Genomic DNA, 12,021 nt, shown 5'->3' with positions numbered 1-12,021 from the left:
GACATTATTTTTACTTTTTACTAAATAAGGGGGGATATAAAACATGGTAGGAGAACATACTAGCCAAGTACAATCTAAGTTCGATAACATAAAAAAATCTAAGCATGGAAAAAAAGCAATGTTATTGTCTTTAGTACCTGGACTAGGTCAGATATATAACAAACAAATAGTAAAAGGATTAGTTTTCTTAGGATTTTTCTTATCATTTATATTTGTATTTAAAGATTTATTTAATATGGGATATTGGGGAATTTTTACCCTAGGAGAACAAGTACCAAGAGATAATTCAATATTCCTTTTGGCTGAAGGCTTAATTGCTATTATAGTAACTGCATTTGGATTACTATTTTACTACTTAAATTTAAAAGATGCTTATGCAAATGGGAAAAGAAGAGATGATGGATTTTCAGTATACTCAGTTAGAGAACAATATCAAATACTTTTAGAAGAAGGCTATCCATACTTTATAACAAGTCCAGCTTTTATACTTCTAGTATTTTCTGTAATATTCCCTATATTATTTAGTTTTGCTTTAGTATTTACAAACTATGATTTATATCACAGTCCACCAGCTAGCTTAGTTAGCTGGGTAGGGCTTGAAACATTAAAAGATATATTTACAGTAGAAATATGGAGAACAACATTCTTTGATGTACTTGGGTGGACAGTAGTTTGGACTTTAGTTGCATCAACGATTCAAATAGCAATAGGAATATTTTTAGCAGTTGTAGTTCATCAAAAAGGAATAAGATTTAAGAAGTTTTGGAGAACTATATTAGTATTACCTTGGGCAGTTCCTGGATTTGTAACGATACTTATATTTACAGGAATGTTCAATGATACATTTGGAGCTATGAATAATGTAATACTTCCTATGTTAGGATTAAGTGAAGTACCTTGGTTAACAGATGCTAACTTTACAAGACTTGCATTACTTATGGTACAAGGTTGGTTAGGATTCCCTTATATATTTATAGTAACAACAGGTGTACTTCAATCAATACCTGAAGAATTATATGAAGCAGCAACAATAGATGGAGCTACGGCTATACAAAAGTTTAAGAATATAACACTACCATTAGTTTTATATTCAATGGCTCCAATACTAATAACACAATATACATTTAACTTTAACAACTTTAATATAATATATCTATTTAACGCAGGGGGACCAGCTGTACCAAACTCTACAGCAGGTGGAACAGATATATTAGTATCTTGGATATATAAATTAACAATGCAATCTGGTCAATATGCACTAGCAGCTGCATTAACTCTTTTACTGTCAATATTTGTTATAGGAATAGCTATATGGCAGTTTAGAAGAACAAAATCATTTAAGGAGGTAGTATAAAATGGATGCTTTAAGCAAAACACCAAAAACAAGTTCAAAACTTAGCTCAAAGAGCAAAAGAAATTTAAAAAAAGCATTAACGTATTTACTATTAATTGTAGTATGCGTAATAATTATCTACCCTCTTTTATGGACAATAGGAGCTAGTTTTAATCCAGGAAATAGTTTAGTAAGTACAAGTCTTATACCTGAAAATCCTACAACTGAGCATTATACACAATTATTTGCAGGAGAAGGTAACTTACATTATAAACAATGGTATTTAAACTCATTAAAGATAAGTATATTTACAATGATATTTTCATTAATATCAGTATCATTTACAGCATATGCATTTTCTAGATTTAGATTTAAAGGAAAGAAAAATGGTTTAATGTTATTTATGCTTTTACAAATGATACCACAATTCTCAGCACTTACAGCGATATTCGTTTTAGGACAGATGTTAGGTTTAATTAATAGCCATTGGCTTTTAATACTTATATACGTAGGAGGTCAAATTCCTATGAATGCATATCTTTTAAAAGGATATATGGATTCAATACCAATGGATTTAGATGAAAGTGCTAGAATAGATGGAGCTAGTAGAACAAGAATATTCTTCCAAATAATACTACCTCTATCAAGACCAATGTTAGCAGTTGTAGCTATGAATGGATTTACAGGACCACTTGGTGACTTTGCATTATCATCAGTTATATTAAGAGAGCCTGAAGCTTACACTCTTCCAATCGGTCTATATAAATTAGTAAGTGATAAAATGGGAGCTAGTTATACAACATTTGCAGCAGGGGCAATATTAATTAGTATACCTATAGTAATAGCATTCTTATCATTACAAAAACACTTTGTATCGGGATTAGCAGCAGGTGGAACAAAAGGATAAACGGGGGATATAAATATGAATTATACGTATTATAAAGAAAAAAGATTACTACATGGTGGAGATTACAATCCAGATCAATGGCTAGATTATCCAGAGATTTTAGAAGATGATATGAGATTAATGAAATTGGCTAATGTAAATACAATGTCTGTAGGTATATTTGCATGGAGTGCACTTGAGCCAACTGAAGGTAACTATAATTTTGAATGGCTAGATAAAATTATAGATGATGTACATAAACAAGGTGGTAGGATTATACTTGCCACTCCAAGTGGAGCAAGACCAGCATGGATGTCTAAAAAATATCCAGAAGTATTAAGAACTAATGAAAGAAGAGAAAAAATGCATCATGGTGGAAGACATAATCACTGTTTTTCTTCACCAGTATATAGAGAAAAAACACAAGCAATTAATAGAGAATTGGCTAAAAGATATGGTAATCATCCAGCACTTATAATGTGGCATATATCAAATGAATTTAGTGGAGATTGTCACTGTGACTTATGCCAAGAAAACTTTAGAACTTGGTTAAAAAATAAATATAAAACTATAGAAAATGTAAATAAAGCATGGTGGGGACCATTCTGGAGTCACTCATATTCAGATTGGTCAGAAATAGAGTCACCTTCATCTATTGGAGAAGGTGCAGTACATGGATTAAACTTAGATTGGAAAAGATTCGTAACTGATCAAACTATAGATTTTTATGAAAATGAAATAAAACCACTAAGAGAGATAACACCAGAAATAGCAATAACTACAAACTTTATGGCAGATACAGATGACCTAATACCATTCCAAAGTCTTAATTATGAAAAGTTTTCAAAGCATGTAGATATATTAAGTTGGGATTGCTATCCTGCTTGGCATAATGATTGGGAAGAAACTCAAGACTTAGCAGCAAAAGTAGGATTTATAAACGATTTATATCGTAGCTTAAAGCAACAACCATTCTTAATAATGGAATGCACTCCAAGTGGAGTTAACTGGCATAATGTAAATAAAGCAAAAAGACCTAAAATGCATAAACTTGCATCTATGCAACTTTTAGCTCATGGTTCTGATAGTGTATTATACTTCCAATGGAGAAAATCTAGAGGTTCTTCTGAAAAATTCCATGGGGCAGTAGTTGACCATGATAATTCTTCTGAAAATAGAGTATTTAAAGAAGTATCAGAGGTAGGTAGTGCACTTAATAACTTACAAGATATAAAAGGAAGTATGAAAGAGTCAAAAGTAGCAATTATATACGATTGGGATAATGACTGGGCATTAAAAGATGCACAAGGATTTGGATTAGAATCAAAAAGATATCCTCAAACATTACAAGAACACTACAAATACTTCTGGAATAAAAATATATCTGTAGATGTAGTAACTCCAAGTGCAGACTTATCAAAATATAAATTAGTAGTTGCACCAATGATGTATCTTATGACTGAAGAAACTATTAAAAACTTCAAATCATATGTAAAAGATGGAGGGAACTTAGTTGGTTCTTATCTTAGTGGATTAGTTAATGAAAATGATTTAACTTATCTAGGAGGATGGCATAAAGATCTTAAAGATATATATGGAATAGAGGTTAAAGAACTAGATACTTTATATCCAAAAGATAGAAATAGTATTGAATTTAATAATAAAAAATTTGAAGTAAAAGATTATTGTAGCATTATAGATTTATTAGGAGCTAAATCTTTAGCTGAGTACAAAGATGATTTTTATAAAGAAACTCCAGCTATAACAAAGAATATTTTAGATAATGGTAAAGCTTATTTTATAGGTGCTAGAACCAATCAAGATTTCTTAAGTGAATTCTATGATAGTATAGTAAATGATTTAGATCTTATAGAAACTAATGACTTTGAATCCCCAAAAGGTGTTTCTATACAAATAAGGGAAAATGAAACTAACAAATACTATTTTGTAATGAATTTCACTGAAGAAAATCAAGATGTTATAATAAATAATTTATATGAAGACTTACTTACTAATGAAAAAGTTTTAGGTAGTAGAGTACTAAAACCTTATGAAGTATTAGTATTAAGAAAGTCTAAATAAAATTTGATGAATCCCTTTCTCAGAAGCTGTGTTTAAGTAGAAATACTTAGATACAGCTGTTTTTTTATAGAAATTATGATAGTTTAAAATCTATTCAGAGCTTGTGAATTAAAGTTATATTAACTATATGTATAAAAATAAACAGTGATAAAACTTATAAAAATAAGTGTTCTAGAAAATATTTGTTTTAGTGTACAATATCTTCAACCTGTATATCATGTAAAAATGTCTATACTTTAAATGAATTATTTTGAGCATTTATATTATCTGGGAATATTAATTACAATTGCACCTATAAAAATAAATCTATATGCTCACAGAATACTTAAATTAATACAATGTATTTTACTTGAAATTTAAAGAAACCTTTTATAATTGGAAGATAATTGAATATTGTATATAATAAAAGTACACAATTGTTATAAATTATATATAAAAAAAGTGAAGCAAGTGGAGGGTGTATGGGAAATGATAATATCTACAATTTTATCACGACTAATTTTTAATTTTTTATTTTACATATTAAATTACAAAATATATGGTGTATTTGAGTCAATGCAAAGAGATTTAGAAAAATTAAGTAATATAAATAGAAGTATCTTAAATCTTGTAGGTCATGCCTTAGCAATATCAATAACAGTTTTACTAAGTATTAGATTAGGTATTAGTAATGCTATGGCTGGTTTGATTTTAGGTTTTTTGATGGCTCTAATAGATATATGCTTTGGGAATTGTATTATAGGAAATGTTCCGAAAAAAAATGTATAATAATATATTATGAAATAAGAAAATAACTGTATCTTATAGCTAAAGTATTGAAATTGATAAGATTCAGTTATTTTTGTTGTATTTATCAATAGATAAGCTAATATAGCATAAAAATAAACTTATATACGAATTTAATAGGAGAATTGATATGGAAATAAGAGAATATAAAACAAGTGATTGTAATGAAATTGCTGATTTATTTTACAATACTGTTCATTACATTAATTCAAAAGACTATACAGAAGAACAGTTAAATGTATGGGCTGTACATAAGGATTATCAAAATATTGGTATTGCAACAGCACTTTGCGATATATTAGAAAAGAAATATGATGTGGAACATATTACAACTCATGCATCAATAACCTCGAAATCATTTTTTGAGAAGCGAGGATATATAGTAATAAAAAAACAATTTGTAGATAGGAATGGTGTGAGATTAACAAATTATATAATGAAAAAATAGGATTGGATTAAATGAATAATATTAATATATTAAGAATATAAAGGGGTCAAATTAATATGATCCTATTTTTATGTTCAAAAAATACCTGTTTTAGTGCACACTTTACAAAATAAAAGTTATGTTATAATTAAGATAGAAATTATTGTTCAACATAAATATGATAGTATTCGTTTTATTGTATAAATACAGGTATCTTTACCATGTAAAATACTTTTGACATAGTAAAAATAGGCAATATCAAGGACTTTTGATAGTGAAAATTTACTCAAAATTATAGAATAATAGTGCAGGAGGACATTGTATGGAAATTGGAAAACAGATAAAAAAATATAGAACTGAAATGAAGTTTTCACAAGAGGAATTATCTGAAAAGATATTTGTATCTCGTCAAACTATATCAAATTGGGAGAATAATAAAAACTACCCCGATGTGAAAAGTTTATTATTATTAAGTTCGCTTTTTAATGTCTCTCTTGACATATTAATTAAAGGAGACCTTGAGGAAATGAAAGAGCAAATTAAAAAAGAAGATATTGACAAATTTAAACGTGATGGTAATATTTTCACTATACTGTTTATTTTAACTATGGTATCCGTTGTTCCACTTATAAAATTTATGGAAAAATACGGTTTTATAATTTGGAGCATCATTGCTATAGCAGCAATGTATTACGCTATTAAAGTTGATAAATATAAAAAGAATAATAACATCCAAACATATAGAGAAATAGCTGCTTTCCTAGATGGAAAGAATTTGGATGAAGTTCAAAAACATCAGGAGTATGGAAAGCGACCATACCAGAAATGTGCAATTGTAATAGGTTTTAGTTTATTAACAATAGTCATAGCAATAATTATGGTATATATATTATTCTAATAGCTAAGTTAATAAGAAGTTGTTAAAGAAATAAAAATGATGAGGCTTTGAACAACTTCTTGGATACACAATTTTAATATATTAAAAAGTAAAAGGATGAGAGCTATGCTCTCATTTTTTTATGGATTTAAATGAGGAAATAAATTTATAAATAATAAAATAAGGCTTAGAATTGAATTTAGAGCCTGTAAGGGGGATAACTCAAACAGAATAATTAATAATCTAAAAAAAAGGGCTAACTTAAATTAATTAAGTTTCCCTTTTGCTATATCTCTTTAAACTATTCCATAAACCTAATTTAAGGAGAAGTTAAGTGAAAATATATAAATTAGCAAGTTTTTTATATCTTAACTTTATTTACTTTAGAAATATATAACTAATACTTGCATTACAAGTATTGGTTATAGTATTATAAGAATATAATACTAGTTAAGCGAGGTATTAGTTTTTAACATTAAACCTCGTAATACAATGATTAGAAAGGGAGTGAAATGATGGAGTTAAATAAAGAGATATTGAAAGGTCATATAGATACTATGATACTTGCAATATTAGAAAAAAATGATTCTTATGGATTTGAAATTGCTAAAAATGTTTTGGAACAAACAGCCTTTGAACTAAAAGATGGAACATTATACATATCATTAAAAAGACTTGAGTCAAAAGGTTTTATTGAATCTTACTGGCAAAGTAGTCAAGGTCCAGGGAATAGACGTAAGTACTATAAAATAACACAATATGGTATAGAAAGTTTAGATAAAAAAGTTGATGAATGGAATTTTGTAAAAAATATTATGGATAAATTCTTAGACGGGAGAGATGGTAATGGGAGTAATAAATAACTATATTGATTCATTATATAAAAATGATAATAGTCAAGAAATACTAGAGCTTAAAGAAGAGTTAAAAGAACACTTAATAATGTCAGCAAATGAATTTATTAATGAAGGATATGAAGAACAAGACGCTTGCGAAATGGCTATCAAAAAATTTGATGGTGGCTCTGAGATGTTAAAAGAACTCTACTTTACTCTTAAAGAAAATAAAAAAGAGATTAAAGAGATTAATAAGGTTGCAAAGATAATAACTAGAATATCAGGTGTAATGTTTATTATATGTTTAATAACATCTACAATTCTTACATATCATAAAACCGTTAATTACATATATGATAAGCCGTTTACATATTGGGATCAAGTAAATTCAAATATATCAAAAGAGTTAAATAAAATTATTAAAGATAAAGATGTGAAAAAAGATATAGATAGTTACAAAGATGATATATCAAAACTATTATCATCTAGTAAGTTCAATAAAGATGTTATAGTAATGCGTGGTTATGAAAGTGCACATAAGCAAATTGGGGAAACTTATGAGCCATCATCTATTTTATATACTTATGGTAAAGATGTAACTAAAGATTATATGTTTATGAATGGAGAAACTGTTGAAAATGATAGAGGCCAAAAACTTTATTATAATTTAAAATTAACAAAACCACTTTATTTAAAAATTTATGAAAATACAAGAGTATCAGCTATAGTAGCAACTCCAATTTTCTTTATAATCTATGTAGTTTTAAAGATAGCTTTTAGAAAAAAGAAAGTTAAGTTTTAACTAACATTATTAAGATTTTAGTTTGTATATTATTATGTTTGATTATGAATCTATTTATAATTTATTTAATATTGAAACTTATTATGGTTAATTCAAAGTTATAGAATAAAATTCTATGACTTTTTTATTGTAAGAAAATAAAAAGATTTGATATAATCAAATTAACAATTGATATTAAGAAAATGGGAACAAGTGTTATCAATTAGGATTTAATATATTTTTGATATATAATATGGGGGAAGAAATGGATAAGAATAATAAAAAGAGATATATATTTATAGTAGCAATGACGTTTTGCCTTATAATAGGAACATTTAAAGTAAGAGAGTATTATATATTAAAAGATAGCTTTGTATTTTCTAAAGATAATGTAGTTAGGGCGTGGACATCTAAAGAAGACGCATTTTCTTATAATTATGATTGTCATATCTCAGAAGAAGATATAACTTACTTAAGTAAACTATTAACGAATGCACAATTAGAAAAATCTAGTATTAAAGAAGCTCCAGATAATATGGGCAATATATTATTATTTTTGGATGGTAATATTAGAGAAGATGAAGATGGTAGTTTTACAGTTGAATACAAAAGAAGCATAAACTTGAGTAAAGTAAATAATGAGAAAGTATATGTAATTTTAGAAATAAATAAACTTAGAGATGATGGCAGTTTCAATATGGATAATATAGCACAGAAATTTTACACTATAAGTTCTAAAGAATTAGTAAAGTTTATAGAAAATGTAGATAGTGAATATTAAGATATTATATAATATCATATTTGGGTACTAGAGGAAATTTAGTTGGTGATTACATTAGTTGATTAGTCAACAAATAAGAATAGTTTTGTGTTTTAAGTGACCTATTTTAGGTCATTTTTCATTTTTTTAGAACTAAAGTAAGTTAATTGAATATATTATAGTAGAGTATTTTTGTATAAAAGTTCGCATTAGGTTGTTTAAAACTGACGATTGGAGGTATGACTATATATGTTTACTAGAAGTTATATCAATTTATATGATTCAAAGCCTTTTTCAAGGCATATTAATATAGCTATATGTGAATTAGCCAAATATAACAAAGATATACTATCTTATTTTCAAATAGGTTCATCTGTTCAAGGAACTCCTATTTTAGCTGTTAGACTAGGGTGTGGAAGTACAAAGATACTTGTGCAAGGAACTCATCATGCTAGAGAGGCTATTAATACAATTTTATTGTTAGATCAAATAAATTACATGGTAAATTTATATAATAATCCTACTATTGTCTGTGGAATAAATATAAGAGAACTTTTAAATCGGGTTACATTCGTTTTTGTTCCACTTGTAAATCCTGATGGAGCTGACTTGGTTTTAAGTGGTAAAGAATTTATTTTCAAAGAATATCAAGTTAAAGATTATTTACAAAGAGAGTCTTTTTTGCCTTGGAAGTCTAATATAAATGGAGTTGATTTAAATAGAAATTATCCAACATCTAATCCAGCGACTGATTTAGCTAAAATCCCAGGATCTGAAGGATATCCTGGACCTTATTGTTTTTCAGAACCAGAAACATATGCACTTAAAATTTTAACCGAATGTTACAAGTTTGATGGAACAATATCATATCATTCATCTGGAGAAGAAATCTACTGGTATTTTAATCAAATTAATGAAAATAGAGATTTAATTATTGCAAAGAGTATTGCTTTACTAACTGGATATAAATTAATTCCTAAGGAAGAATCTACTACAGGCAATGGATACAAAGATTGGTTTATAGAAAACTACCAAAAACCTTCATTAACTATAGAGGTATCACCTTATGTTGGACCTACAATAGTGCCTGTTGAAAATTATTATGTTATACTTCAAAAAAATATAAATGTACCTATTGTATTTGCAGACCTAGTATATTGCATAAAAGAATGTGAAAATTAAGAAAATAAATACAAAAGTATTGACATATGAAATTTAGTGTATTACTATAATAACTAACAAAATATACCAATCAAATTCTGTGAAAAAGAGAGTAGCTTAAGTTGATTTTATAGAGAGCTTAGGATGGTGGAAGCTAGGCATTGAAATTTATGTGAAAAGAGCTTTGGAGAAGACTGCAGGAAATTAAGTATAGCAGTAGGTGTTCTCGCCTTAAGAGATAGAGTGGGTAAGTTATTTTACCAATAAGAGTGGTAACGCGGATAGTATTCGCCTCTTGGATTTTATTCCAAGGGGCTTTTTTAATACAAAGGCTTATTTCTTAGAAGTTTAATTTCTTACTAATAAGAGTGGTACCGCGGAAATTCGCCTCTTAGCATATTGCTAAGGGGCTTTTTTATTTCTAGATAAAGAAGTAAGGTTATTGGTTATAAAAAGAGATTCACAGATGTATTGATTTAATTAAATTAATTCTTATTATAAATATAAGTAAATAAGTCGGAATATTTTGAAAAAATAGAGGGGAGATTTAATTATGGAACATTATGGAGTATTAAGTTTAATTCCACCATTAGTGGCAATTATAATAGCAATTTTAAGTAAAAATGTAGTAATATCATTATTTACAGGAAGTTTTTTAGGAGTATTAGTATTGAGTAGCTTTAGCCCAATAACAGCAGTAAAATCACTTATAGGAGACTACTTCTTTGTACAGCTTACAGATAGCTATAATGCAGGTGTGTTGGTACTATTAATGTTTATAGGTGGATTTATAGCTTTAATAGAAAAATCAGGAGGGGCTCAAGCATTTGCAGGGAAAGTAACAAAATTAATAAATACAAAAACAAAGGCCCAAATGAGTGCTTGGTTTGGAGGAATATTAATATTCTTCTCAGATTTAGGAACACCACTTATAGTAGGTCCAATATTTGAACCTATATTTGATAAATTAAAAATATCTAGAGAAAAACTAGCTTGGATAATAGATTCAACAGCATCACCAATAGCAGTATTAGTACCATTCATAGGGTGGGGAGTATATGTAATGGGGCTTATACAAAAAGAATTTGAAGCACTTAGTATAACTCAATCAGACTTTACTGCATTTGTAAAAGCAATACCATTCCAAATATATCCTATACTAGCAGTAACAATGGTTCCATTAATAGCATCTTCAAAGCTTGACTTTTCAGCAATGCTAAAAGCAGAACAAAGAGTTGAAAACACTGGGAAATTATATTGGGATAGTTCTAATCCTCAAAGAAAATCAGAAAAAGTTTCAGAATATGAAGCTTCAAATTCAAAGGCTTCACTTGTAATAGCACCACTTGTAGTTTTATTTATAACATTATTTTCAATATTAATACCACTAGGTTTTCCAATGAAGCCAGTTGGAGGTAGTGATTTTAGAATAGCTTTAACAACAGCATATTTATTTGCAGCTATAGTTTTAATAGGTCTTATGGTTTATTATAAAACAAAAACTTTTAATGAATCGTTTAGCATTTATATAAATGGAATGCAAAAAATGGTTTATGTATCGATAACTTTAGTACTTGCGTGGTCACTTGGAGCAACTATTAAAAATTTAGGAACAGCAAATTATATAATACAATTACTTAGCGGTAATGTTCCAGTTGCATTAATACCAGCAATACTGTTTATATTAGGAGCTTGTGTATCTTTTGCAACAGGAAGTTCTTGGGGGACTTTTGCAATAATGATGCCACTTGCAATACCTATGGCAGTTTCTTTAGATGCATCTATATATGTATGTATAGGAGCGGTTTTATCAGGTGGATTATTTGGAGACCATTGCTCACCAATATCTGATACAACAATTTTATCATCTACAGGAGCCGGTTGTGACCTTGTAGACCATGTGAAAACACAGCTACCTTATGCAGTGTTAAATGGAAGTATAACTTTAGTAGGATTTTTAATTGCAGGTGTAATTAATAGCGAGATAAGCGTAGTTATATCATTTACAATCTTATTAATAAGTGTATTTTTATTAAGTAAATCAAATAAAAATAAATCAGAAGTTAAAACTATAGAAATTATTCAAAATTAA

The 12,021-nt window shown here is 27.9% G+C and carries 11 protein-coding genes and 1 other annotated feature; all 11 genes read left to right on the top strand.

All coding sequences use genetic code 11. The features are described 5' to 3' along the window. The first annotated feature begins 43 nt into the window (after positions 1-43). The 11 genes from H8923_RS12845 to H8923_RS12795 all read left to right on the top strand — a co-directional run bounded on the left by H8923_RS12845 (position 44) and on the right by H8923_RS12795 (position 12,021). Positions 44-1,354, top strand: coding sequence for a sugar ABC transporter permease (locus tag H8923_RS12845; protein ID WP_207707766.1), 1,311 nt, complete (start codon positions 44-46; stop codon positions 1,352-1,354). Between the two features lies 1 nt (position 1,355). Beyond that, positions 1,356-2,240 carry a sugar ABC transporter permease gene (locus tag H8923_RS12840; protein ID WP_153972394.1) on the top strand — a complete coding sequence of 295 codons (885 nt, stop codon included), beginning with the start codon at positions 1,356-1,358 and terminating at the stop codon, positions 2,238-2,240. Positions 2,241-2,255: 15 nt separating this feature from the next. After that, positions 2,256-4,301 carry a beta-galactosidase gene (locus H8923_RS12835; RefSeq protein ID WP_153972395.1) on the top strand — a complete coding sequence of 682 codons (2,046 nt, stop codon included), beginning with the start codon at positions 2,256-2,258 and terminating at the stop codon, positions 4,299-4,301. 468 nt (positions 4,302-4,769) lie between these two features. Further along, the gene (locus H8923_RS12830; protein ID WP_153972396.1) at positions 4,770-5,069 is read left to right on the top strand and encodes a hypothetical protein; all 300 of its coding nucleotides are present in this window, start codon (positions 4,770-4,772) and stop codon (positions 5,067-5,069) included. 148 nt (positions 5,070-5,217) lie between these two features. After that, entirely contained in the window at positions 5,218-5,535 is a 318-nt protein-coding gene (locus H8923_RS12825; RefSeq protein ID WP_153972397.1) for a GNAT family N-acetyltransferase, read from the top strand. Between the two features lie 301 nt (positions 5,536-5,836). Then, entirely contained in the window at positions 5,837-6,412 is a 576-nt protein-coding gene (locus H8923_RS12820) for a helix-turn-helix domain-containing protein (RefSeq protein WP_153972398.1), read from the top strand. 494 nt (positions 6,413-6,906) lie between these two features. Next, positions 6,907-7,254: a PadR family transcriptional regulator gene (locus H8923_RS12815; RefSeq protein WP_153972399.1), complete on the top strand. Its 348-nt coding sequence runs from the start codon at positions 6,907-6,909 to the stop codon at positions 7,252-7,254. Next, positions 7,238-8,029: a permease prefix domain 1-containing protein gene (locus tag H8923_RS12810; protein ID WP_153972400.1), complete on the top strand. Its 792-nt coding sequence runs from the start codon at positions 7,238-7,240 to the stop codon at positions 8,027-8,029. Before H8923_RS12815 ends, H8923_RS12810 begins: the two co-directional genes overlap by 17 nt. A 244-nt stretch (positions 8,030-8,273) precedes the next feature. Further along, positions 8,274-8,789 (top strand): hypothetical protein, encoded by a 516-nt coding sequence (locus tag H8923_RS12805; RefSeq protein WP_153972401.1) that lies wholly within the window; start codon positions 8,274-8,276, stop codon positions 8,787-8,789. 228 nt (positions 8,790-9,017) lie between these two features. Continuing rightward, positions 9,018-9,950 carry a M14 family zinc carboxypeptidase gene (locus H8923_RS12800; RefSeq protein ID WP_153972402.1) on the top strand — a complete coding sequence of 311 codons (933 nt, stop codon included), beginning with the start codon at positions 9,018-9,020 and terminating at the stop codon, positions 9,948-9,950. A 70-nt stretch (positions 9,951-10,020) separates the two neighbouring features. Next, positions 10,021-10,228, top strand: a binding site (T-box leader). 254 nt (positions 10,229-10,482) lie between these two features. Then, positions 10,483-12,021 carry a Na+/H+ antiporter NhaC family protein gene (locus H8923_RS12795; RefSeq protein ID WP_153972403.1) on the top strand — a complete coding sequence of 513 codons (1,539 nt, stop codon included), beginning with the start codon at positions 10,483-10,485 and terminating at the stop codon, positions 12,019-12,021.

This window comes from Romboutsia faecis, assembly GCF_014323405.1.
Taxonomy (GTDB): domain Bacteria; phylum Bacillota; class Clostridia; order Peptostreptococcales; family Peptostreptococcaceae; genus Romboutsia_E; species Romboutsia_E faecis.
The sequence above is the reverse complement of the archived record's forward strand: the minus strand, read 5'-3'. Positions and strand labels throughout refer to the sequence as shown.

Bases quoted from the DNA above. Each gene is read 5' to 3' on its own strand.
- H8923_RS12845 (WP_207707766.1), top strand. From the start codon at position 44: ATGGTAGGAGAACATACTAGCCAAGTACAATCTAAGTTCGATAACATA.
- H8923_RS12840 (WP_153972394.1), top strand. From the start codon at position 1,356: ATGGATGCTTTAAGCAAAACACCAAAAACAAGTTCAAAACTTAGCTCA.
- H8923_RS12835 (WP_153972395.1), top strand. From the start codon at position 2,256: ATGAATTATACGTATTATAAAGAAAAAAGATTACTACATGGTGGAGAT.
- H8923_RS12830 (WP_153972396.1), top strand. From the start codon at position 4,770: ATGATAATATCTACAATTTTATCACGACTAATTTTTAATTTTTTATTT.
- H8923_RS12825 (WP_153972397.1), top strand. From the start codon at position 5,218: ATGGAAATAAGAGAATATAAAACAAGTGATTGTAATGAAATTGCTGAT.
- H8923_RS12820 (WP_153972398.1), top strand. From the start codon at position 5,837: ATGGAAATTGGAAAACAGATAAAAAAATATAGAACTGAAATGAAGTTT.
- H8923_RS12815 (WP_153972399.1), top strand. From the start codon at position 6,907: ATGGAGTTAAATAAAGAGATATTGAAAGGTCATATAGATACTATGATA.
- H8923_RS12810 (WP_153972400.1), top strand. From the start codon at position 7,238: ATGGGAGTAATAAATAACTATATTGATTCATTATATAAAAATGATAAT.
- H8923_RS12805 (WP_153972401.1), top strand. From the start codon at position 8,274: ATGGATAAGAATAATAAAAAGAGATATATATTTATAGTAGCAATGACG.
- H8923_RS12800 (WP_153972402.1), top strand. From the start codon at position 9,018: ATGTTTACTAGAAGTTATATCAATTTATATGATTCAAAGCCTTTTTCA.
- H8923_RS12795 (WP_153972403.1), top strand. From the start codon at position 10,483: ATGGAACATTATGGAGTATTAAGTTTAATTCCACCATTAGTGGCAATT.